The 21,573-nt window shown below is 61.4% G+C and carries 20 protein-coding genes and 4 pseudogenes; 12 read left to right on the top strand and 12 right to left on the bottom strand.

The window, feature by feature from the left end; genetic code table 11:
* Positions 1-18: 18 nt before the first annotated feature.
* Both BA011_RS39875 and BA011_RS44020 read right to left on the bottom strand, forming a co-directional pair.
* Positions 19-1,656: an FGGY-family carbohydrate kinase gene (locus BA011_RS39875; protein WP_065284846.1), complete on the bottom strand. Its 1,638-nt coding sequence runs from the start codon at positions 1,654-1,656 to the stop codon at positions 19-21.
* A gap of 112 nt (positions 1,657-1,768) precedes the next feature.
* Positions 1,769-1,866: pseudogene (locus tag BA011_RS44020) on the bottom strand (glucose dehydrogenase); the annotation flags it as partial.
* A 116-nt stretch (positions 1,867-1,982) separates the two neighbouring features.
* Here BA011_RS44020 and BA011_RS39870 point away from each other — a divergent pair.
* The 4 genes and pseudogenes from BA011_RS39870 to BA011_RS39855 all read left to right on the top strand — a co-directional run bounded on the left by BA011_RS39870 (position 1,983) and on the right by BA011_RS39855 (position 4,386).
* Positions 1,983-3,214, top strand: a pseudogene (locus BA011_RS39870) (protein-L-isoaspartate(D-aspartate) O-methyltransferase).
* Positions 3,215-3,224: 10 nt separating this feature from the next.
* Entirely contained in the window at positions 3,225-3,677 is a 453-nt protein-coding gene (locus BA011_RS39865) for a DUF421 domain-containing protein (RefSeq protein ID WP_018484111.1), read from the top strand.
* 95 nt (positions 3,678-3,772) lie between these two features.
* The gene (locus tag BA011_RS39860; protein WP_065284845.1) at positions 3,773-4,051 is read left to right on the top strand and encodes a type II toxin-antitoxin system RelE/ParE family toxin; all 279 of its coding nucleotides are present in this window, start codon (positions 3,773-3,775) and stop codon (positions 4,049-4,051) included.
* 26 nt (positions 4,052-4,077) lie between these two features.
* Entirely contained in the window at positions 4,078-4,386 is a 309-nt protein-coding gene (locus tag BA011_RS39855) for a HigA family addiction module antitoxin (RefSeq protein WP_026158333.1), read from the top strand.
* An 82-nt stretch (positions 4,387-4,468) separates the two neighbouring features.
* Here BA011_RS39855 and BA011_RS44015 read toward each other — a convergent pair.
* A pseudogene (locus BA011_RS44015) lies at positions 4,469-4,662 on the bottom strand (FCD domain-containing protein); the annotation flags it as partial.
* Positions 4,663-4,779: 117 nt separating this feature from the next.
* On the opposite strand from BA011_RS44015, the gene pdxA reads away from it, so the two are divergent.
* A complete protein-coding gene (gene pdxA, locus BA011_RS39850) occupies positions 4,780-5,766 on the top strand; it encodes a 4-hydroxythreonine-4-phosphate dehydrogenase PdxA (RefSeq protein WP_065284844.1) in 987 nt (328 codons plus the stop codon).
* Positions 5,767-6,110: 344 nt separating this feature from the next.
* Here pdxA and BA011_RS39845 read toward each other — a convergent pair whose 3' ends face one another.
* Positions 6,111-7,445, bottom strand: coding sequence for an ISNCY family transposase (locus tag BA011_RS39845; RefSeq protein ID WP_065280293.1), 1,335 nt, complete (start codon positions 7,443-7,445; stop codon positions 6,111-6,113).
* Between the two features lie 157 nt (positions 7,446-7,602).
* Between BA011_RS39845 and BA011_RS39840 the strand changes: the two genes are divergently transcribed.
* Together BA011_RS39840 and BA011_RS39835 are read left to right on the top strand one after the other, a co-directional pair.
* Complete coding sequence (locus BA011_RS39840) at positions 7,603-7,857, top strand: type II toxin-antitoxin system Phd/YefM family antitoxin (protein WP_011649626.1); 255 nt, start codon at positions 7,603-7,605, stop codon at positions 7,855-7,857.
* Positions 7,857-8,264 carry a type II toxin-antitoxin system VapC family toxin gene (locus BA011_RS39835; protein ID WP_065284843.1) on the top strand — a complete coding sequence of 136 codons (408 nt, stop codon included), beginning with the start codon at positions 7,857-7,859 and terminating at the stop codon, positions 8,262-8,264. Before BA011_RS39840 ends, BA011_RS39835 begins: the two co-directional genes overlap by 1 nt.
* Positions 8,265-8,326: 62 nt before the next feature.
* Here BA011_RS39835 and BA011_RS39830 read toward each other — a convergent pair whose 3' ends face one another.
* Positions 8,327-8,809, bottom strand: a complete 483-nt coding sequence (locus BA011_RS39830; RefSeq protein WP_065284842.1) for an RES family NAD+ phosphorylase — start codon at positions 8,807-8,809, stop codon at positions 8,327-8,329.
* Positions 8,806-9,237 (bottom strand): antitoxin Xre-like helix-turn-helix domain-containing protein, encoded by a 432-nt coding sequence (locus BA011_RS39825; protein ID WP_065284841.1) that lies wholly within the window; start codon positions 9,235-9,237, stop codon positions 8,806-8,808. The genes BA011_RS39830 and BA011_RS39825 overlap by 4 nt, the downstream gene beginning before the upstream one ends.
* A gap of 115 nt (positions 9,238-9,352) precedes the next feature.
* On the opposite strand from BA011_RS39825, the pseudogene BA011_RS39820 reads away from it, so the two are divergent.
* From BA011_RS39820 to BA011_RS39800, 5 genes and pseudogenes are all read left to right on the top strand, one after another.
* Positions 9,353-10,134: pseudogene (locus tag BA011_RS39820) on the top strand (alanine--tRNA ligase-related protein).
* Positions 10,135-10,374: 240 nt separating this feature from the next.
* Positions 10,375-11,388, top strand: coding sequence for a sugar ABC transporter substrate-binding protein (locus tag BA011_RS39815; RefSeq protein ID WP_065284840.1), 1,014 nt, complete (start codon positions 10,375-10,377; stop codon positions 11,386-11,388).
* 64 nt (positions 11,389-11,452) lie between these two features.
* Entirely contained in the window at positions 11,453-13,003 is a 1,551-nt protein-coding gene (locus BA011_RS39810) for a sugar ABC transporter ATP-binding protein (protein WP_065284839.1), read from the top strand.
* A complete protein-coding gene (locus tag BA011_RS39805; protein ID WP_065284838.1) occupies positions 12,993-14,012 on the top strand; it encodes an ABC transporter permease in 1,020 nt (339 codons plus the stop codon). Before BA011_RS39810 ends, BA011_RS39805 begins: the two co-directional genes overlap by 11 nt.
* Positions 14,013-14,014: 2 nt before the next feature.
* On the top strand, positions 14,015-15,016 hold the full coding sequence (locus BA011_RS39800) for an ABC transporter permease (protein ID WP_065284837.1): 1,002 nt from the start codon (positions 14,015-14,017) through the stop codon (positions 15,014-15,016).
* Positions 15,017-15,044: 28 nt separating this feature from the next.
* Here the strand turns inward: BA011_RS39800 and glpK are convergent, their stop codons facing one another.
* The 6 genes from glpK to BA011_RS39770 form a co-directional block, all read right to left on the bottom strand.
* Entirely contained in the window at positions 15,045-16,547 is a 1,503-nt protein-coding gene (glpK, locus tag BA011_RS39795; RefSeq protein WP_065284836.1) for a glycerol kinase GlpK, read from the bottom strand.
* 150 nt (positions 16,548-16,697) lie between these two features.
* A complete protein-coding gene (locus tag BA011_RS39790) occupies positions 16,698-18,422 on the bottom strand; it encodes an ABC transporter substrate-binding protein (RefSeq protein ID WP_020047582.1) in 1,725 nt (574 codons plus the stop codon).
* A gap of 77 nt (positions 18,423-18,499) precedes the next feature.
* Positions 18,500-18,781: a DUF2160 domain-containing protein gene (locus tag BA011_RS39785; protein WP_003549529.1), complete on the bottom strand. Its 282-nt coding sequence runs from the start codon at positions 18,779-18,781 to the stop codon at positions 18,500-18,502.
* A gap of 13 nt (positions 18,782-18,794) precedes the next feature.
* A complete protein-coding gene (locus BA011_RS39780) occupies positions 18,795-19,616 on the bottom strand; it encodes a carbohydrate ABC transporter permease (protein WP_017957584.1) in 822 nt (273 codons plus the stop codon).
* 13 nt (positions 19,617-19,629) lie between these two features.
* Entirely contained in the window at positions 19,630-20,493 is an 864-nt protein-coding gene (locus BA011_RS39775; RefSeq protein WP_017957585.1) for a carbohydrate ABC transporter permease, read from the bottom strand.
* Positions 20,494-20,496: 3 nt separating this feature from the next.
* Complete coding sequence (locus tag BA011_RS39770) at positions 20,497-21,567, bottom strand: ABC transporter ATP-binding protein (protein ID WP_065284835.1); 1,071 nt, start codon at positions 21,565-21,567, stop codon at positions 20,497-20,499.
* Positions 21,568-21,573 lie beyond the last annotated feature (6 nt).

The following is a 21,573-nucleotide window of genomic DNA, read 5'->3' as shown; positions in this document are numbered from 1 at the left end:
CGGATTGGCGTTGGATATCTAAGCGTCGATACGCAACTTGCGCGCCAGAGCCTGAAGCTCCTTGAACCCTTCATAGCGCTTGTCATGAATATGAGGGATCGCCCCTTCTGATGGCAGAAATGTCGTTTCGACCGCCGAGAGTGTCGTCATCGCTTCGCGCACATCCGCAAACAGCCCGCCGGCGACAGCGCCCAGGATGGCGGCCCCCAGCAGAACCGGTTCCTCTGCCTTTGTCGCAATGACCGGCTTGCCGCTCGCATCGGCAAGCAGGTGGCGAACGAAGTCGTGCTGGCCGGCGCCACCGCTGATGACGATGTTTTCGATGGTAACGCCCGCATCGGCCTGCGTCTCGATGATCTGCCTGAGGCCGTAGCCGATACCGCAAAGCCCTGCGACGTAAAGAGAGACCAGGCTGCCGATATCGTCCTCCATCCCGAGACCGGCAATGATTGCGCGGGCATGCGGATCGGCAAAGGGCGCGCGGTTGCCGAGGAACTCGGGAACGACGTGCAGTCCCGTCGCAAGCGTGACGGCGTCGGAAGAACGGCCCGCCTTTCGGGCGGCCATGTCTGCAAGCAAAACCGGCAGCGGAATGCCGGCGCTCTTTGAAAGCTCCCTCGCCTCCGCGGCTGCCGGATGGAACGAGAGAAGATGGTCGATCGCCGCACCGGCAGCACTCTGGCCGCCCTCGTTCAGCCACAGCCCCGGCACCATCGCCGAAAAATAAGGTCCCCAGACGCCGGGCACGAATGACGGTTCTGCCGTCGACGTCATCGTGCAGGAGGAGGTACCAAAAACATAGGCGAGATTGGCTTTCGGATCGGTACCGATGCCGACGGTTCCGATCCCACCCGCATGGGCGTCGATCAGCCCGGCCGCAACCGCCGTTCCCCGCTTCAGGCCAAGTTCGTCTGCTGCTGCCGCGGTCAGTCCCTGACCGAGTGCCGAACCAGGCTCGACGATAGCCTGGCCGATGCGGGCAAACTCTTCGTCGGCGAGAGCGCCGAGGCCGATCTGATGAAAATAACCGCCATCCCAGCGCTTTTCATGGGCGAGATAAGTCCACTTGCAGGTGACCGTGCAGGTCGAACGCGACAGATCGCCGGTCGCCCGCCAGGTCAGGAAATCTGCAAGGTCGAAGAATTGCCACGCGGCATCAAAAACCTCAGGGCGATTTTCCTTCAGCCAGAGAAGCTTGGGCGTTTCCATCTCAGGCGAGATACGGCCGCCGACGTAACGCAGGACGTCATGGCCGAGCGCATTGATGCGCTCCGCCTGCGGGACGGCGCGATGGTCCATCCATACGATGATGTCCCGGTTCGGATCTTCCGAAGGCCCGACGGGAAGCGGCTTGCCGCCTTCGCCGAGGACGACGAGCGAACAGGTGGCATCGAACCCAATCCCCATGACGGACGCCGGTTCGACCCCGGCCGAGGAAACCGCTTCGCGCACTGCCGCGCAAACCGCCGCCCAGATCTCGGTGCTCGATTGCTCAGCCATCGAACCCGGTTCGTGAAACAGGGTGATATTCCGCTTGGCGGACGCAAGCATCCGCCCGGTCAGGTCGAACAGGCCGGCGCGGGCGCTGCCGGTGCCGACGTCGACGCCGATGACATGTTTGGCATCTGCTTCTGGCGTGCGAGATGTGTCGCTCATGGTCTCTCCTTTGAAATCGGCAAGGATCAGGCTAACTGCAGTCTGGGCTGGTGTTTACAGATCCACGCTATTTGGCAGAATCACCAGATCGGACGGTCACATTACGCGGCCGCTACAGCATGAAAAGGACGACGTCGACCACTTCGGCTGCATCAGTCTGCCATTGGCCAGCGCCTCCTCCATTTTCGCCTTTGGCCAGTCGTCTAGCAAGTTGCTCCGTTCCGCCGCCTGCGCATCTCAGGAACTCTCCGGTCGCCCATTTGTTTTACCTTCTGCACCGCCCAGAAGTTTGCCCCAGATGCAAACGGCGACAGTGGAGCTGATCCATGGATATGACGCACATCCGAGATCGCATGGTGGAGCACCACGTGACGCGTCGTGGCATTCACGATCAAAACGTCATCGGGGCGATGCGCATGGTACCGCGCGAAAAATTCGTTCCTCCAGGCTCCGAGGAATTCGCCTATCAGGATGCGCCGCTGTCGATCGGCGAGGGCCAGACGATTTCGCAGCCGTTCATCGTGGCGCTGATGCTCGAAAAGGCCAATCTGAATGCCGGTGACAAAGTGCTCGAGGTCGGAACGGGCTCCGGCTATGCTTCGGCCCTCATCAGCCGGATAGCAAGACATGTCTACTCCATCGAGCGCCATGAAAAGCTGGCGCATCAGGCCAGGGAACGGTTCGAGAAGCTGGGATACCGCAACATTGACGTTCGCGTCGGCGATGGCAGCAAGGGCTGGGCGGAGGTCGCCCCCTTCAATGCCATTATTGTTTCTGCGGGCGCACCCGAGGTGCCAACCGCCTTGAAAGAACAGCTGCACCTCGGAGGGCGGCTCATCATCCCGGTCGGCGGCGGTGAAGGGCAGCGCCTGAAACGGTTCACGCGCACTGGCGCCGCCGCATTCGAGGAAGAAGATCTCGGCGGGGTGCTCTTCGTTCCCTTGATCGGCGAAGACGCCTGGACAGCTTCACATCCGATGTACACGGCGACGGCCCCCTCATTGCCGGGAACTATTGAGCCCAAGCCAAGTTCTCCGCCAAACGCACAGGGAGGGAGCATGGAAAAGATATACAAGTTGCCCGCGTTGCCGGAAGGCGTGCTCGATCATAGCGAATTTCAGCAAAGGTTCTGGGCTGTTCAACGCATTTCCTGGATCGTGTTCACGCTTCTGTTGGTAACCTGCTTGCTGGGATTGCTGGGGAGAGGCGGTCCGTTTTCGCGGCAAACACTCCTATTGCCTGAAGGATCCGTGGATTTCCCCGTCATCTCCCGCTGGAATGCCCCGAGGACATGACCGTGACCTTCACGCCGTCATCCGAAGACAGGATCTTCACCATCGATGCCGCCTTTCTTCAAAGCTTTTCAGTTCAGGGGATCGATCCGCCCCAAAAGGCGACCTTCGCGCGCGACGGCCGGATAGGTTATGTGTTCCCCGCCGACCCGGCTGGGCCGACGCAGATCGTCTTTCGTCTGCAAACGCAAATGCCCGGCCCTCGTCGCTCCCTCATCGCCATGGGCGGCGAGACGCGCACCCAATCGACTTTCATCTTTCCATGAGGGCGGCACGGTGGATGCGGTATTACGCGGACTGGCAATTTATTTCACACTGCTCGTGATCATCCGTCTGTCGGGAAGACGGACATTGGCCCAGATGACGCCGTTCGATCTGGTCATCGTGCTGGTGATCTCCGAAACCACCCAGCAGGCGATGCTGGGAGATGACTTCTCGATCACCAACGCCGTCATCTTGATCCTCACGCTGTTTACGACCGACATCGGCCTGTCCTACGTGAAGAGGTGGTGGCCTCGCGCAGCCCATATTATCGACGGCGTTCCAACCGTTCTGGTGACGGATGGCGTCTATGACGAAGGCGCGCTCAAAGGCGCTCGGCTGCAGAAGGAAGATGTCATGCAAGCGGCTCGAAGCCAGGAAGGCATCGAGAGCGTGACGGAGATAAAATTTGCCATCCTCGAAGTGAGCGGCAACATCAGCATCATCAAGAAGCAGAAATCCGGCTGACAATCGATCTCCGGCATCAAGAGATCTATGGGATCTTCTCATTCCGCCTGTAAGTTAAAAATTGACATCCGTCAGCCAAAAACTTACAGTCAACCATGATCAAGTCGTTCAGAAACAAAGCTCTGGCGGATCTCTTTGAGACAGGCAAAACCGCAAAGATCGATGCCAAGCTGCAAAAGCGCATTCTGATCCGGCTCGACCGTCTGGAGCAGGCCGAAAAGCCTGATGACATGAACCTCCCCGGGTTCGATTTCCATGCGCTGAAGAGTCATAGTCCCACCCGGTACACTGTTCATGTTAACGGCCCCTGGTGCATTACATTCGAGTTCGATGGCAATGATGCCGCCCGCGTCGATTTCGAGCAATATCACTGAGGTGGCTCTGACTGGGGAATGACCTAATGCCCGTATATGAAACGACGAGGCCGACGACGCGTTGCCCTTCCCACCCTGGGGCACTGCTTGAGGACATCATCCCTGCAACGGGAAAAACCAAGGTGGAAATCGCCAATCTGCTCGGAATCTCGCGCCAGCAACTCTACGATATTCTGAACGAGAAGAAGCCGGTTTCGCCCAATGTCGCTGCCCGACTTGGGAAATTGTTCGGTGATGGCCCCGCAATATGGCTGCGCATGCAGGCTGCCTATGATGCTTGGCACGCCGAACGGGAGGTGGACGTCTCCGGCATCCCGACGATCAGGGCGGCATGATCAAAAGCGCGCTCATCGGCATTGCCGAGGCAGCCGCGAAAACATCGTGATGATCTTTCTGCTTTTTCGAGCGGGATGCGCTTCAGAAGGATAGGTCGAGCACCCTGCCCTCGAACAGACGGTCCCGGGAGCCTTCGAGATGCGCCTTCATCAGTCTTTGCGCATCGTCAGGTCGGCCGTCGGCGATCGCATTGTAGATGGCGTTATGCTCTTCATAGACCTGTTCCAACCCTTGGCGGGGGCCGAGCAAAGAGAGCCGTGGAGATGCATGCCGACGACGCCTTTGCCATTCGCCGTCTGCTCGATAACAATCCGCGCGATCTCGCGCGCCGACATCCGCGCGATTTACGCGGCTGCTTTTTAAGCTGTAAGGTTTTAGAAGGGACTCGATCGATGGACAGGAATGCGAAAGTCGCCGTGACGCTCGGCGATCCGGCCGGCGTCGGCCCCGAGGTGATCGTCAAGGCCTTGGCAGCCCTTCCAAGAGAAGAGCGCCGCGATTTCGTCGTCGTCGGCAATGTCGAAGCGCTGGAGCGCGCCGACCGCGTCAGCGGCACCGGGCTGCGGTTCGGGCCTGCCGATGCACCCGGTGACGACAGGATCGCCGTCGACGAAGTCGCGCTCGGCGCGGCTCTCCCCGAAATCGGCAAGGTCAGCCCCGTCGCCGGCGATGCCTCGGTGCGCTATATCACCCGCGCCGTCGATCTCGCCATGTCTGGTCAAGCCGATGTCATCGTGACCGCGCCGATCAATAAGGAAGCGATGAACCTTGCCGGCCATCACCATGACGGCCATACCGGGCTTCTCGCGCATCTCACGGGCTCGAAGAGCTCCTTCATGCTGCTTGCCTCCGAGCGGCTGAATACAATCCACGTCTCGACCCATATCTCGCTGAAGGATGCGATCGAGCGCGCCAAGACCGAGCGGGTGCTGGCGACCATCGAAGCCGGCCACAGGCACTTCCTGCGGCTCGGCAAAACGGCGCGCATCGCCGTCGCCGGCCTCAATCCACATTGCGGCGAAAACGGCCTGTTCGGCACCGAGGATACGGAATTCCTGGCGCCCGCCGTCGAGCAGGCGCAGGCAAAGGGCATCGACGTCGTCGGCCCGATCTCGGCCGATACGGTTTTCGCCCGCGCCTATCACGGCGCCTTCGATCTTGTCATCGCCCAGTATCACGACCAGGGCCATATCCCGATCAAGCTTGTCGCCTTCGACACCGCGGTCAACGTCTCGCTCGGCCTGCCGATCGACCGCGTCTCGGTCGATCACGGCACCGCCTTCGACATTGCCGGCACCGGCAAGGCCAACCACGTCAACATGCTCTCGGCCATCGCCTATGCCAGGCTGATGGCCCGCTCGCCGCGGCAGAGAGCGTGATCGCGGCTTCCAGTAAGACCGACAGGCGCCGATCGCCGACACAACGATGTCGAACTTTGTTATGACACCTCATAGCAGAACCGGACTCTGTCGTTCAGGAACGTCCCGCCGTTGACGCGCAAGCATTCCGCGCCTACATAGCTAGACAGTCTAGCTAGTTTCCGTCCATAAACGCTGGTTTTCTTGAGCTTGCAGCGCACTTGGGTTCCGCTTGGTGGCCGCTTTGAAGCCATGCGGTGTGGCTCATGGGTGCTAATTGCGGCGGCCAGGATTTCTGGTGGACATGCGCGCATTGGCAACTGCCGGCGTCACGCCGGTCCGGTTTTGGCTGGCGACATGGGATGTCAGGTCGGCCTGAGGCGGGCGAAGAGGGCGAGATTGTATGCGACCACCGAGGACCAGACATAAGCCTTGAAGTGGTCGAGCCCACGCCAGGTGCAGCGCCCCAAGCCGTAGGCGCGTTTGAGGCAGGAGATGCCGGCCTCGATGCCGGCGCGGAAGTTGCGCAGCTTGCGATAGACCCAGCGGCTCTTGACCATGTCTTCGATCCTGAGGCCGCACTTCTTGTGGAAGGCCATGTCGCAGATGCCCCAGGCTTTGGCTCGGCTCAAATTATCGCGGCTGGCATAGCCGCCGTCGGCCGCCGCCTGACGCGGCGCCTCGCCCCAGATGCCGATGTGGCGTTCCAGCATCGGCAGCAAGCGCTCGCTGTCGGCCGGGTTGCCGGTTTCGACGACGAGGTCGAGGATCAGCCCGCTTGTGCCGGTGGTCAAATTGATCTTATGGCCATACTCGACGTCGCGGCTGCCTTTGACGATGATGTCGGCATGCGGCTCGAACAAACTGACCAGCTTGTCGCCAGCCGGCACCGCCTCGCCGGCCAGGACCCGCCGCTCGGTCTGGGCGATGATCCGTTCGATCAGCGGCTTATAGTGGCGGAGTTGGGCCTGCCAGAGTTCGACCGCCGGGCCCGCCGCCAAGGGCAGTTGCGCCGCCGCCTGTTCGAGATAGCTCAAGGTGGTGCGCGTGATCCTGACCAGCGCGCGATAGTGCTGAACTCGTTTCGGACGACCGCGGGTAAATTGGATCGCCCGGGATCGCTTCTTCGCCGCGCGGCAGTGATCGTGCCATGAGATGGCGCTGCCCAAGGAAGCCGCCTGCTGCAACAGCCGCACCATCACCCGCACGCAGTCCCACAAAAGACTACTGTCGCTCGGTTCGTGCATCAGCGCCGAAGTGACGGTGCTGTCGATGCGCACGACCTTGCCGCGTTCCACCTTGTCCTGCCGGGCGCTCGTCAACAGCACGCGATTGATCGCTTCAAAGGTCCCGGCCCGGATCGCGCTGATCGTCTTGTGCAAGACCGACTTCTTCGGGTTCCACCCCCACGGCAGCCGGGCAAAGGCCCGGAACGAGGCGGAATCTTCCAGATGAAAGGCCAACTCCTCATAACTCAACTGACGGTGTTGTTTGAGCAGGGCGCAACGCAGCACGGCCTCCGCCGGCAGGCCCTCGCGGCCGGTCTCCTTGACGCCGTGGCGGCGCAGGTCCTGCGCTACCAGCCCGAGCAGATCACGATGCTCATCCAGCCATTGCGACATGGCTTTCAGCTCGCGGCCGATCTCGTGTTCGGCGAAAAGATCGAATATATTGGCTTGGACGGTGCGTTCTTGGCGCATTGTCGGCTCCGGCGGTTGCGGGTTTGTCTTTAGAATCAATGGCTTGATCTAAAGTATACCTGAAACCGCCGGGCTTTGCCCGCCGCAATATCGCAATTCCTCCAATAATTTCAGTGGTTTACCGTTTGTGGACGGGCACTAGCTAGGAGCGGAACCGATGGAATGGCAACTGCAGGACGCCAAGAACCAATTTTCGAAGGTCGTGCAGAAGGCCCGACAAGAAGGGCCGCAGGTGGTGACCGTGCGGGGCGAGCGCACGGCCGTCGTTCTGTCCGCCCGCGACTACGACGCCTTGCGCGCCGGCAGGCCGACCCTCGTCGACGACCTGCTCGGTGGCCCCGCCTGGGACGATGAGTTCGCCGATGCGGTCGAAGCACGCAACAAGACTCCGAGCCGCGACGTCGCCTTCTGATGTATCTGGTCGACACCAACATCGTCTCGGAGGCGCGACGCGGCATGCCGCAGGCGGTCTCCTGGCTGCGCTCCGTCGATCCGCTCACCATCCACCTGAGCGCGCTGACGCTTGGCGAGATCATGCGCGGCATTGCCCTTAAACAGAAGTCGGATCCGAAGACCGCGGCGCATCTCACCGAGTGGCTGCGCAAGCTGCGTTATGATCATGGCGACCGGATCCTGCCGGTGACAGACGAGATCGCCGTCGAATGGGGCCGCATCGCCGCCATCCGGCCGCGTGGCGATATCGACGGGCTGATCGCCGCAATCGCGATCGTTCACGATCTGATTGTCATCACTCGCAATGTCGCCGATTTCGACGACACCGGCGCAGCGGTGATCAATCCATGGGAGACGGGCGCGTGAGCCGCTGACTGAAATCGGTTCCGAGGCGATGCAGGAGCGCGGACTGAAAGGCACCTGCCCCATCACATGCCGAACAAGCGACGATCCCAGAAGACGGGTTGGTGGAGGCTTACTGTGATCGACGGGAATTCCGGGTGGGCCGGATTGATCAGCACGTTGCGGTCGACGCGGGCGACGACGCTTGGGACCAGCAGGATGGCGCTGCGCTTTTCCTGGCACCACCGTTCGCCGAAAGCCTTGCTGACGTTTGCCGGCATGCTGTCCCAGCCGGGCAGCGCCGGCTCGGAGAAGACCTCGTAGCTTAGCCCACGCGGTAGGGTGATCGTGACATAGTGCTGATTGGGCGGCAGCCGCCCGCTGCCATGGACGAGCTTTTCGAGCAGCGCGGTCGAATAGTGCTCGCTCGTATAGATGATAGGGCTGCCCGACGTGTTCCACCGCCCCGGCGCGATGGTCGAGCCGGTGGCGTCGAAGATCGGATAGGTTCCGTTGGGATCTCCGATGCGGACGGATGTCAATGTGCGGTCAAGAACCTGTGCGCTCACGCAGCGCTGCCGTATTTCAGGCTTCCGAGGATATCGAGCACCAGTTCGCCGCCGATCTCGCTCTGGATGACCACGTCGATCGGCCGCCTGTCCTCCAGCATTGCATGCGGCCGAAACAGGAAATCGCGCGCCTCGGTCTCAGTCTGCCAGACATCGAGCGCCTGGCCCCAGACACGCGCGAGACGGGCAAGCTTTGTGCCCTCGTCGGAGGACAGCCGATGCTTGGACTTGCGCCGCTCATAGGTGGCCTTAGGAACGAGCCTATATTTGAACTGGGTATCATCAGGCGCCAGAAGCAGCGCCATGCGATCAAGCGCCTTGACCGGCAAGCCTTCCTCGATGCTGGAGAGCAGGCCAAAGGCCGAGCGCGACGCTGGTTCCCTGGCGGGTAGTCCGAGAACGTCGGCGATGACTGCAAATCCCATCATGGCAAAGCTCCTTTTCACTTGAGGTTATATTTAGCCTCAAGTGAGCCGATGTTCAAGGGTGCCATCCCGGCTTATCTTCGATAGTGGCGGATTGCCCTGAGCGCGGGAGACCGCTATCCTTTCGCAAGGCACACGAACAACGAAGGAGGTTGCCTATGTCACCGCGGGACGCCTGATCCAGCAATATCAAGACTTCTGCCTTTCCAAGGGCATTAATTTCAGACGCATCGAATCCGTACGGCCGCATGATGATACAACGCTCTTCTGCAGCGCTGGAATGCAGCAGTACAAGCCCCTCTTCTCTGATCCCTCCCATAGCGGAACCGTCGCAAACAGCCAGGCTTGCCTGCGCATGGGCGACCTCGACGAGATCGGCGACGGAACCCACCTTCTCCATTTCACCATGCTCGGCCTTTTCTCCTTCCGGGAAATGACCCTCGGCAACGCCATCGATTTCTGGCTCGAGTTTCTGGGAACGCTCGGACTTGTGCCGGATCATGTGACGATCCATCCCGACCGCCTGGTGGAATGGACGGCCCTTTATGGCGGGCGCGTGCCCGTCGTGCCGGATCCGGAATGCATGTGGAGCGACGGCAGCATCAACGGATATTGCACCGAGTTCTATAAGGATGGCGTCGAGATCGGAAACATCGTCAATCCGCTCGGAACCTGCATCGACGTCGGCTTCGGTCTCGAGCGTCTCGACATGATCGTCAACGGCACGCCGCAAGACGATGCGCTCGAGACACTGTGCGAGACGGTCATGACCATCGTGGAAAGCGGCTGCGGGCCAAATATCTGCGTCTGCGTGACCGCCATTCCGAGATGAGTCCCGACTGGTGGTTCGATACCCATGGCATCGATCTCTCCGACATCCGTGAGAGCATGGAGGAGTAGCAACGAGCAAGGCCTCCCGCAGATAACGGCGGGAGGCCTTGTCAGACAGGGACAACGTCATCTCTTCGGCCACCCTTTTTGCCGCGTTTAATCGACGGATCGGTCGCGGGAAATCGCAGCCAGGGATGAGCTTTTGCTCCATCCACTCTTTTCCCCGGAGATCGTTCTTTTGGAAATTCGTTCCTGTCCACCAGCATTAATCCATTTAATCTATAGACATAATTAATTGGAGAAATTGCGATGAGTATCGAAAAGTCCGAAAACGGTCTCGGAAGACGAGATCTGTTGAAACTGTCTGCCGCGGCCGGGGCCGTCGTCGCGGGTGCTGCGCTCGTCGGGCAGAAGCCGGTTTTCGCGGCCGACGAAGAGCTGTCGCTGAAAGGTAAGCGCATCGCCATCAGCGCAACCGGCACCGATCACTTCTTCGACCTGCAGGCCTATAATGCCCAGATCGAAGAGGTAAAGCGCCTCGGCGGCGAGCCGATCGCAGTCGATGCCGGACGCAACGACGGCAAGCTGGTCTCGCAGCTGCAGACGCTGATTGCCCAGAAGCCGGATGCGATCGTTCAAATCCTCGGCACGCTCAGCGTCATCGATCCCTGGCTGAAGAAGGCGCGCGATGCCGGAATCCCGGTTCTGACCGTCGACGTCGGCTCGACCAATTCGATCAACAACACCACCTCCGATAACTGGGGCATCGGCAAGGATCTGGCGCTGCAGCTCGTCTCCGATATCGGCGGCGAAGGCAATATCGTCGTCTTCAACGGCTTCTACGGCGTAACGCCCTGCGCGATCCGCTACGACCAGCTGGTCAATGTCGTCAAATATTTCCCGAAGGTGAAAATCCTCCAGCCGGAACTGCGCGACGTCATCCCGAACACCGTGCAGGACGCCTTCACGCAGATCACGGCGATCCTCAACAAATATCCGGAAAAGGGTTCGATCAAGGCGATCTGGTCGGCCTGGGACATCCCGCAGCTTGGCGCGACCCAGGCTTTGGCTGCCGCCGGACGCACGGAGATCCGCACCTACGGTGTCGACGGCAGCCCGGAAGTGCTGCAACTCATCGCCGACCCGAATTCGCCGGCCGGCGCCGATGTCGCCCAGCAGCCGGCGGAAATCGGCCGCACCGCCATCCGCAACGTCGCCAAGCTGCTCGCCGGCCAGACCCTGCCGCGCGAAACCTATGTTCCGGCACTGCTCGCCAACAAGACCAATGTCGGCGAAGTCACCAAGAAACTCGGTATCGGCTGACACTGAACACGAGCGATCCGGCCATGCCGGATCGCTCGGAATCTGCCCGCCCGGAGAGATCGACATGACGGCCATTTCGTTGAGGCAGCCGGCGACGGCACGCGACGACATCATCCGCTTTGAAGGCATCGTCAAGCATTTCGGCGGCGCTCAGGCGCTTGCCGGTGCGTCGCTGATCGTCAGGCGCGGAACCATCCACGGTCTCGTCGGCCAGAACGGCGCCGGCAAGTCGACGCTGATCAAGCTGCTGGCCGGTCTTCATCAGCCGGACGGCGGCCGTATCGAGATCGAAGGGCAAACATTCGACAGGCTGACGCCGCATCTTGCCGAAGAGCTCGGTATCCACTTCATTCACCAGGATCGGCTGCTGGTGCCGACCTTCACCGTTGGCGAAGCCCTGTTCCTTGGCCGGGAGCCGCGGATATCGGGCACGCCGTTCCTCGACCGGCGACTGATGCAGCGCCGGGCATCTGACATTCTCAACGACTATTTCGGTATCCGGTTGCCGAACGCCGCATTGATCAGCGAATTGTCGACGGCCGAAAAGCAGATCGTGCAGATCACCCGCGCGCTCCTTAATCAGCCGAAGGTGCTCGTTTTCGACGAGCCGACGGCCGCATTAGTGCGCCGCGAGGCCGATATCCTCTTCCGGCTGATCCGCCGTCTGCGCGACGAAGGCGTCACCATCATCTATATCTCGCATTACCTGAACGAAATCGAAGAGCTTTGCGACCACGTCACCGTGCTGCGCAATGGGCTCGACGTGGCCTCCCTGCCGATCGGGGAGACCTCAGCCAGCGCGATTGCGCGGCTGATGGTCGAACGCGATATCAAGGAGATGTTTCCGAAGCCGCAGGTGACGCCCGGCGAAGACATCCTCAAGGTCGAGCAGCTGTCGGCGCCGGGGAAATATAGCGACATCAGTTTCACGCTTCGCCGCGGCGAGGTGCTCGGCCTCACCGGCCTGCTCGGCTCCGGCGCAAAGGAGCTGGTCCGCGCGCTTTTCGGTCTGGAGACCCCGGCTTCCGGCCATATCGAAATCAGCGGCAAGGCTGCCCGTTTCACCAATCCCACCCAGGCGGCCGGCCGCGAAATCGCCCTGGTGCCGGAAGATCGCCGTCGCCACGGCGTCGCGCTCGACCTCAGCGTCGCGGAAAATATCAGCCTTTCGAGCCTTGGCCGCTTCACGCGCTTCGGCTTTCTCGATCGCAGACGCGAACAGCAAGAAGTGGACGCTCTGATTACGCGGCTGCAAGTGAAGACCAATGGGCGCAATGCCCTTCTGCGCACGCTTTCCGGCGGCAACCAGCAGAAGGTCGCCATCGCCAAGTGGCTGAGCCGCCGCTCCGAGGTCTATCTCCTCGACGAACCAACAGTCGGCGTCGATATCGGCTCCAAGGTCGAAATCTATACGCTGATCGGTGAACTCGCGGCGCGCGGCGCCGGCGTTATCGTGCTGTCTTCGGATCTGCCCGAACTGATCGGCATCACCGATCGCATCCTGGTGCTCTTCCGCGGCCGCGTCGTGCGAGAATTCATCTCGTCGGAGACCACGGCAGATGCGGTGCTCGCTCAATCGACCGGATCATCCGAGGGACAACGCCATGTCGGCTGAAGTAGAATTCGCGCCTTCCGGTTTTTCCGCTGCGGAACCGCCTCCCCGGCCGGCCGGCAATATTGCGGCTGCGGCATTGCGCTTCGGATCGCTGATCGCATTCGCCGCCATCCTGATCATCTTTTCGCTGACCGCGCCCTATTTCCTCAGCATCGGCAATATCGGCAACGTGCTTGGTCAATCGGCCATCTCAGGTGTACTTGCCATCGGTCTGACGATCGTGCTGATCGCCGGCGGCTCCAATGTCGTCACCGGCGGCATCGACCTGTCGCTCGCTGCCAATATGGGCCTCAGCGCCGCCGTCTATGCGAGCCTGACGCAACTCGGCTACGGCGATGCGACGGCGATCGCGGCGGCGATCCTCACCGGCGCCCTGATCGGCACGGTCAATGCCATTGCCGTCGTCTATGCCGGTATCGTGCCGCTGCTGACCACGCTGGCCGTCATGAACGTCGTCGCCGGCCTGGAATTGGTACTGACCGGCAATACCGTCCTGCCGGCCTCGACGCCTTTCCTGTCGGCGCTATCCGCCTCGGATGCTTTCGGCATCCCCGTTCTTGCCTATGTGCTCCTCGGCTTCACGGCCATCACCACGGCGATCGTGCAGTATACCCCGCTCGGCCTGTGTCTCTACGCCGTCGGTGAGTTTCCGGATGCGGCGCGTGCCGCCGGCCTGCCGCTTCGCCGGTTGCTGGCCGGCGCGTTCGTTGCCAGCGGCGTCTCCGGCGGCATCGCCGGTATCCTGTCAGTTTCCTATCTGAGCGGCAGCACGACCGGCGCCGGCGAGATGCTGTTGCCCGTGGTCGTGACGGCCCTGCTCGGCTCGGTCTTTTCGCGCCGGCTGGTTCCGACGATCACCGGGACGCTGCTTTCGGCCCTTTTGGTCGGCTTCCTGGTCAATGGTTTCCAGCTGCTGAACATTTCGAGCACGCTGGTCAGCGGCGTCCAGGGCGTGCTCATTCTCATCGTCGTTTCCGCGACCACGCTGCTGCGCCGGCAGGAGGCCTGACCATGTCGCTCCAGACCCCTCTCCCCGCCACCATCGGCTTACCGCGTCTCATCGCCGGCGGCCTAGTGCGCTATGGGCTGATCCTCGCCCTGGTTGCGGTATTTGCCGCCTTCTCCGTGGCAACCCCGACTTTCCTGACGCCTGCCAACCTGCAGAGCATTCTGGTCAACAATTTCACGCTGCTTGCCATCGTCTCCATCGCCATGACCTTCGCCGTCGCATCGGGCGGCATCGATCTTTCGGTGGGAACGGCGATGGATTTTGCGAGCTTCGCCTTCGTTTCGCTCGTCCTCGCCGGGCAGCCGGTGGCAGTCGCCGCACTCGCGGGACTAGCCGCCGGAGCATTCGTCGGTGCCTTCAACGCGCTGCTGATTTCAAGGATCGGCGTGTCGCCGTTCCTCGCCACGCTCGGCACGCTGTTCATCGGCCGCAGCGTGCAGCAACTGCTGACCAATGGCGGCAATCCGGTCTATCTGCCGCCGAACGGAGTGCCGGAAGCCTTCCGGTTTCTCGGCCACGGCACGATCGCCGGCTTCCCGGTGCCGCTTGCCGCGGCCATCGTCGTCATCGCGGCGGCTGCGGTCGTTTTTGCCCGCACGCGTTTCGGCCGCGTCATCCTGTCGATCGGCATCCAGCCGGGGGTCGTGCGCTATTCCGGCATCGCCGCGCCGGCCCATGTCGCGGTGACTTTCATCCTGGTCGGATTGATCGCGGCAATCGCCGGCCTGATCCTGACCGCAACCGTCACCACCTACATCCCCTCCTCGGGCAATGCCTTCCTGCTGAATGCGATCGGCGCGACCTTCATCGGCACGACGCTCAGCCCGCTCGGACGGCCGAATGTCGGCGGGACCGTTCTCGGCGCGTTGTTGCTCAGCATCGTCGCCAATGGCCTGCTGCTGACCGATCTGAACTTCTATTGGCAGCAGGTTGGTACGGGAACGCTGATCTTCGCCGTGCTCGCCCTGAGCTTCATCAACAGAAAGGCCGCCGGCACGGCTTAAGAGAAGTTGCGTATCCTCGGAAGCGGTTCTATCCCGCCGAGGCGTCCGAAATCATTCTGGTGACGGCATTCTTCCAGCCGATGATCTTGCCCTGCCGCTCGGTCTCATCCATCGAAGGGCTGAAGCGGCGGTCGCAGGCCCAGGCTTTGGCAAAATCCCGCTTGCCGGGCCAGATGCCGGCTTTCGAGCCGGCAAGCCAGGCTGCGCCGAGCGCCGTCGTCTCGCGGATCGCCGAGCGGTCGACAGGGTTTCCGGTCATGTCGGCCAGGCACTGCATCGTCCAATCCGAATCCGCCATGCCGCCGTCAACGCGCAGCACCGTTTCCAGCTGGTTGGCGCCCCAGTCTTTCTTCATTGCCACCAGCAGATCGAGCGTCTGGTAGGCGACGGATTCAAGCACGGCGCGGGCGAATTCCGCCGGCCCGCTGTTTCGCGTCAGACCGAAGATCGCGCCCCGCGCCGCCGGATCCCAGTAGGGCGCGCCGAGGCCGGTGAAGGCCGGAACGATATAGACCTGCTGCCCGGGATCGGCCTTGGCGGCAAGCACTCCTGCCTCGGATGCCTGGCCGATGATGCCGAGGCCGTCGCGCAGCCATTGCACGGCAGCACCGGCGATGAAGATCGAGCCTTCGAGCGCATAGGTCGTCTCGCCGTCGAGCCGGCAGGCGATCGTCGTCAACATCCGGTTGGAGGAGGAAACACGATCCCGGCCGGTGTTCAACAGGGCAAAGCAGCCGGTGCCATAGGTGGATTTCATCATCCCGGGCTCGAAACAGGCATTGCCCATGGCCGCCGCCTGCTGGTCGCCGGCGACCCCGAGGATCGGAAGTTCCGCGCCGAACAGCGCCTTGTCGACGCGGCCGAAATCATCGGCACATTCCCTGACCTCAGGAAGCATGGCGGACGGAATGCGAAGAATGCCGAGAAGCTCCTCGTCCCACGCACCGTCGTCGATATTGTAAAGCAGCGTTCTCGATGCATTGGTCGCATCGGTGGCATGCACGCGTCCATCAGTCAGATTGTAGATCAGCCAGCTGTCGATCGTGCCGAAGCAGACATCACCGGCCTCGGCCTTCTCACGCAGGCCATCGACATTGTCGAGCAGCCAGCGCAGCTTCGTTCCGGAGAAATAGGGGTCGAGCAGCAGCCCCGTCTTGGCGCTGAACAGCTTCTCGTATCCATCGGCCTTCAGGCTCTCGCACATTTCCGCGGTGCGCCTGTCCTGCCAGACGATTGCGCGATGAAGCGGTGTGCCGGACCTGCGATCCCAGACGACCGCTGTCTCGCGCTGGTTGGTGATGCCGATCGCGGTGATATCGGCGGCGTCAATACCAGCATCGATAATCGCCTTGCGCACAGTATCGACGACGGATTGCCAGATTTCGGCGGCGTCGTGCTCCACCCATCCGGGCTGCGGATAATACTGGGTGATCTCCGCCTGCGCCGAGCCGGCCATTTTCATGTCGCCATCGAAGATGATGGCGCGCGACGATGTCGTGCCCTGGTCGATTGAAAGAATATAGCCGCTCATATCCGTCTCCGGCTCGCACGAAACCGCTCCGCCTGCAGAGGTCGGCAGGACGCGGACGCTTCATGAGAGAAAGATTGTGGGTGCCACCGGCTTGCTGCCGGTGGCAGGAAGTGATGGCCGGAAGCCTCGTCGCCTCCGGCCGGGTCCGCCTTACTTCTTCTGCCAGCTCTTGACGAGTTCGTCGTAGTTGACAGTGACCGGCTTGTCCTTCTCGTTCTCGATCTTCAGCTGCGGGGCAAGGTTGCCGTTCTTCACCGCATCCGCGTTCCAATAGGCGAGATCATGCTCCTCGGCGAGTTTCGGGCCAATGTCGCCCTGGACCTTGGCGCGTTCCAGGCGCTGCAGCACCTTTTCCTGTTCGGCGCAGAGCGAGTCCATCGCCCCCTGCGCCGTCTTGGCGCCGGAAGAGGCATCACCAATCGCCTGCCACCAAAGCTGAGCGAGCTTCGGATAGTCAGGAACGTTCGTACCGGTCGGCGACCACTGCAGGCGGGCGGGCGAACGATAGAATTCGATCAGGCCGCCGAGCTTCGGCGCACGATCGGTGAAGGACTTGTGATCCAGCGTCGACTGGCGAATGAAGGTCAGGCCCATGTGGCTCTTCTTCACGTCGACGGTCTTCGAGGTGACGAACTGGGCATAGAGCCAGGCCGCCTTGGCGCGGTCGTCAGGCGTGGACTTCATCAGCGTCCACGAACCTGCGTCCTGATAGCCGAGCTTCATGCCGTCCTTCCAGTAGACACCATGCGGGCTCGGTGCGAACCGCCATTTCGGCGTGCCGTCCGCATTGACGACCGGCAGGCCTTCCTTGACGAAATCGGCTGTGAAGGCCGTGTAGGTGAACATCTGCTGGGCGACTTCGCCCTGCGATGGGACCGGGCCGGACTCGGAGAAGGTCATGCCCTGGGCGGCAGCCGGTGCATAGGCCTTCATCCAGTCCAGATATTTCTGGATGGAATAGACCGCAGCAGGGCCGTTGGTATCGCCGCCGCGCGCGACGCACGAGCCGACCGGACGGGAGTTCTCGTCGACCTTGATGCCCCATTCATCGACCGGCTTGCCGTTCGGGATGCCCTTGTCGCCGTTGCCGGCCATCGACAGCCAGGCATCGGTGAAGCGCCATCCGAGCGATGGGTCCTTCTTGCCGTAGTCCATATGACCGAAGACCTTCTTGCCGTCGATCTCGCGGCCGGTGAAGAACTCGGCAATATCCTCATAGGCCGACCAGTTGACCGGCACGCCGAGATCGTAGCCGTACTTCGCCTTGAAGTCCGCCTTGTTCTTCTCGTCGTTGAACCAGTCGTAACGGAACCAATAGAGGTTCGCGAACTGCTGGTCAGGCAGCTGGTAGAGCTTGCCGTCAGGCGCCGTGGTGAAGGACTTGCCGATGAAGTCGTCGATGTCGAGGCCGGGATTGGTGACATCCTTGCCTTCGTTGGCCATCCAGTCGGTCAGCGAGCGGGCCTGCTGATAGCGCCAATGGGTGCCGATCAGGTCGCTATCGTTGATATAGGCGTCATATATGTTTTCGCCCGACTGCATCTGCGTCTGCAGCTTCTCGACCACGTCGCCTTCGCCGATGAGGTCGTGCGTGATTTTGATGCCGGTGATCGCCGTGAAGGCGGGCGCCAGCACCTTCGATTCGTATTCATGGGTCGTGATAGTTTCGGACACGACCTTGATGTCCAGGCCGGCGAAAGGCTTTGCAGCATCAACGAACCACTGCATTTCCTTTTCCTGGTCGGCGCGCGGAAGCGCCGAGAGATCACCGACTTCCTTGTCGAGGAACGTCTTGGCCTCGTCCATGCCGGCATAAGCCGATGCTGTCATTGCCAGCAGCAAGCCTGCTGTCGTCGTCAATAAGTGCCTTCGCATAATATCCTCCCAGGGTTTGCGATTGCAGTCACGTCTCAGGCGGCCAGTATCCCCGGCCATCTGTCTTCTCCTTGCCTTCACACGTAGCGGAAGACGCCGATGGCGTAGACCACGGAGATGGCAAGAGCCCACCACAGGTTGGGCCCACCGAGCCCAAGCCATGCAAGATGAATGAAAGCGCTGCCCAGCAGCGAAATGAAGAGCCGGTCGCCGCGCGTCGTCTCGAAACGCAGCACGCCCGTGCGCGGCGAGCCGCCGGGCGAAAAATATTCCCAGACACTCATGGCGATCAGAAGCGCCAGGATCGTCAGGAAGAACAGCGTTGTCGGCAGCGTCCAGGCCATCCAGGAAAAATTCATGACCGTCTCCTCCTCAAACGCGCCCGAGCGCGAAGCCCTTGGCGATGTAGTTGCGGACGAAATAGATGACGAGTGCGCCCGGAATGATGGTGAGCACGCCGGCCGCTGCCAGCACGCCCCAGTCCATGCCCGAGGCAGAGACCGTTCGCGTCATGATCGCCGAGATCGGCTTTGCCGCCGTCGTCGTCAGCGTGCGGGCAAGCAGCAGCTCGACCCACGAGAACATGAAGCAGAAGAAGCCCGCGACACCGACGCCGCTGGCGATCAGCGGAATGAAGATCTTGATGAAGAAACGCGGGAAGGAATAACCGTCGATATAGGCGGTTTCGTCGATCTCCTTCGGCACACCGGACATGAAACCTTCGAGGATCCAGACGGCGAGCGGCACGTTGAACAGGCAATGGGCGAGCGCCACGGCAATGTGGGTGTCGATCAGGCCGAAGGCCGAATAGAGCTGGAAGAACGGCAGCGCGAAGACCGCCGGCGGCGCCATGCGGTTGGTCAGCAGCCAGAAGAACAGGTGTTTGTCGCCGAGGAAGCGGTAGCGCGAGAAGGCATAGGCTGCCGGCAGCGCCGCCGCGACCGAGATCACCGTGTTCATCACCACATAGATGATCGAGTTGATATAGCCATTATACCAGGACGGGTCGGTAAAGATGACTGTGTAGTTACGCAGCGTCGGGTTCGTCGGCCAGAGCGAGAAGGCGCCGGTGATCTCCGAATTCTCCTTGAAGCTCATATTGACGAGCCAGTAGATCGGCAGGATCAGGAAGATGATATAGATAGTCGGAACGAGCCAGGAGAGGCTGCCTGCAGGTTTGTATTTGTTGCTCATATCTCGCCCTCCCTTAGCTCGCGTCGCTGCTGGTCATCACGGTGTAGAACACCCATGATAGCAGCAGGATGATGAGGAAGTAGATGATCGACATTGCCGCCGCCGGACCAAGATCGAATTGGCCGACGGCCGTCTTCACGAGGTCGATGGAGAGGAAGGTCGTCGAGTTGCCGGGCCCGCCGCCGGTGACCACGAAAGGTTCGGTATAGATCATGAAACTGTCCATGAAGCGCAGGAGCACGGCGATCAGCAGCACCCGCTTCATCTTCGGCAGCTGGATGTAGCGGAAGACGGACCAGCGCGAGGCGCCGTCGATCTTGGCGGCCTGGTAATAGGCGTCCGGGATCGAGACCAGGCCGGCATAGCAAAGCAGCACGACGAGGCTTGTCCAGTGCCAGACATCCATGACGATAACGGTCACCCAGGCATCGATGGGATCGCGGACATAATTATAGTCGAGGCCGATCGCTTCGAGCGTGTGGCCGAGCAAGCCGATATCGACGCGCCCGAAGACCTGCCAGATGGTGCCGACGACGTTCCACGGAATGAGCAACGGCAGCGCCATCAGCACCAGGCAGACGGGAACGCCCGGTCCTGATTTCGGCATGTTGAGCGCGATGAAGATGCCAAGCGGAATCTCCAGCGCCAGAATGATGAAGGAGAAAAGCAGATTTCGCTGGAGCGATTCCCAGAAGCGGTCGGAATGCAGGGTCTGGACGAACCAGTCGGTACCGGCCCAGAAGAACTCGTTGTTTCCGAACGTATCCTGCACTGAATAATTGACGACGGTCATCAGCGGGATGACGGCCGAAAACGCCACGAGCAGCAGCACCGGCAAGACCAGAAACCAGGCTTTGTTATTCCACGTCTTCTGCATGGCTCAGGCCTCCCTGCCGACACGCCAACTGTCGGCGTAGATGCTGATGGCGGACGGATCGAAGGTGACGCGGGCGTCCGCGGGAATGTCGGCGTCTTCAGTCACGACGATGGCGATCGGCTGGCCGGCAAAGCGGGCGCGCACGATCTTCTGCCGGCCGATATCCTCGACCTTGCTGATCGTGACCTGCATGCCCTCCCGTCCGAGACGAATGAATTCGGGACGGATTCCGAGTTCGGTTTTGGCGGTGCCTGACGTCTTCGGCGCGTAATCGAGCGTCAGGGTCTCGTCTCCAACCTTGACCGCGCTGCCCTCGATCTTGGCCGGCATGAAATTCATGCCCGGCGAACCGATGAAATAGCCGACGAAGGTATGGCTCGGCCGCTCGAAGAGCTCGGCCGGCGTGCCGATCTGGACGATCTGGCCGTCATACATGACGACGACCTTTTCGGCGAAGGTCAGCGCCTCGGTCTGGTCGTGGGTGACATAGACCATGGTAAAGCCGAACTGCTTGTGCAGCCGCTTCAGCTGCGAACGCAGCACCCATTTCATATGCGGATCGATGACGGTCAGCGGCTCGTCGAAAAGGATGGCGTTGACGTCGTTGCGCACCAGTCCGCGGCCGAGCGAGATCTTCTGCTTCTGATCGGCGGTAAGGCCCTGCGCCTTGCGCCTGGCCCAACCGGCGAGATCGATCATCTCGAGGATATCGCGGACACGCCGGTCGACATCCGCCTCGGCCACACCGCGGTTGCGCAGGGGAAAGGCGAGATTGTCGTAAACGGTCATCGTGTCGTAGATGACGGGGAACTGGAAAACCTGGGCGATGTTGCGGCTCTGCGTCGAAAGGTTCGTGACATCGTTGCCGTCGAAGAGGATGCGGCCGTGCGAGGGCTGCAGCAGGCCGGAGATGATGTTGAGCAGCGTGGTCTTGCCGCAGCCGGAAGGGCCGAGCAGCGCATAGGCGCCGCCATCGTTCCATTCGTGGTCGACTTCCTTCAGCGAATAATCCTTGTCGGACTTCGGATTGGCGCCGTAGGCGTGGCGGATATGGTCGAGCGTGATGCGTGCCATTGTGCT

The organism is Rhizobium leguminosarum (genome assembly GCF_001679785.1).
In the GTDB taxonomy this organism is placed as follows: Bacteria; Pseudomonadota; Alphaproteobacteria; order Rhizobiales; family Rhizobiaceae; genus Rhizobium; species Rhizobium leguminosarum_R.
The sequence above is the reverse complement of the archived record's forward strand: the minus strand, read 5'-3'. Positions and strand labels throughout refer to the sequence as shown.

What these genes read in the sequence shown, in the direction of transcription:
- BA011_RS39875 (WP_065284846.1), bottom strand. Translation starts at nt 1,656, where the DNA reads ATGAGCGACACATCTCGCACGCCAGAAGCAGATGCCAAACATGTCATC.
- BA011_RS39860 (WP_065284845.1), top strand. Translation starts at nt 3,773, where the DNA reads ATGATCAAGTCGTTCAGAAACAAAGCTCTGGCGGATCTCTTTGAGACA.
- BA011_RS39855 (WP_026158333.1), top strand. Translation starts at nt 4,078, where the DNA reads ATGCCCGTATATGAAACGACGAGGCCGACGACGCGTTGCCCTTCCCAC.
- pdxA (WP_065284844.1), top strand. Translation starts at nt 4,780, where the DNA reads ATGGACAGGAATGCGAAAGTCGCCGTGACGCTCGGCGATCCGGCCGGC.
- BA011_RS39845 (WP_065280293.1), bottom strand. Translation starts at nt 7,445, where the DNA reads ATGCGCCAAGAACGCACCGTCCAAGCCAATATATTCGATCTTTTCGCC.
- BA011_RS39840 (WP_011649626.1), top strand. Translation starts at nt 7,603, where the DNA reads ATGGAATGGCAACTGCAGGACGCCAAGAACCAATTTTCGAAGGTCGTG.
- BA011_RS39835 (WP_065284843.1), top strand. Translation starts at nt 7,857, where the DNA reads ATGTATCTGGTCGACACCAACATCGTCTCGGAGGCGCGACGCGGCATG.
- BA011_RS39825 (WP_065284841.1), bottom strand. Translation starts at nt 9,237, where the DNA reads ATGATGGGATTTGCAGTCATCGCCGACGTTCTCGGACTACCCGCCAGG.
- BA011_RS39815 (WP_065284840.1), top strand. Translation starts at nt 10,375, where the DNA reads ATGAGTATCGAAAAGTCCGAAAACGGTCTCGGAAGACGAGATCTGTTG.
- BA011_RS39810 (WP_065284839.1), top strand. Translation starts at nt 11,453, where the DNA reads ATGACGGCCATTTCGTTGAGGCAGCCGGCGACGGCACGCGACGACATC.
- BA011_RS39805 (WP_065284838.1), top strand. Translation starts at nt 12,993, where the DNA reads ATGTCGGCTGAAGTAGAATTCGCGCCTTCCGGTTTTTCCGCTGCGGAA.
- BA011_RS39800 (WP_065284837.1), top strand. Translation starts at nt 14,015, where the DNA reads ATGTCGCTCCAGACCCCTCTCCCCGCCACCATCGGCTTACCGCGTCTC.
- glpK (WP_065284836.1), bottom strand. Translation starts at nt 16,547, where the DNA reads ATGAGCGGCTATATTCTTTCAATCGACCAGGGCACGACATCGTCGCGC.
- BA011_RS39790 (WP_020047582.1), bottom strand. Translation starts at nt 18,422, where the DNA reads ATGCGAAGGCACTTATTGACGACGACAGCAGGCTTGCTGCTGGCAATG.
- BA011_RS39785 (WP_003549529.1), bottom strand. Translation starts at nt 18,781, where the DNA reads ATGAATTTTTCCTGGATGGCCTGGACGCTGCCGACAACGCTGTTCTTC.
- BA011_RS39780 (WP_017957584.1), bottom strand. Translation starts at nt 19,616, where the DNA reads ATGAGCAACAAATACAAACCTGCAGGCAGCCTCTCCTGGCTCGTTCCG.
- BA011_RS39775 (WP_017957585.1), bottom strand. Translation starts at nt 20,493, where the DNA reads ATGCAGAAGACGTGGAATAACAAAGCCTGGTTTCTGGTCTTGCCGGTG.
- BA011_RS39770 (WP_065284835.1), bottom strand. Translation starts at nt 21,567, where the DNA reads ATGGCACGCATCACGCTCGACCATATCCGCCACGCCTACGGCGCCAAT.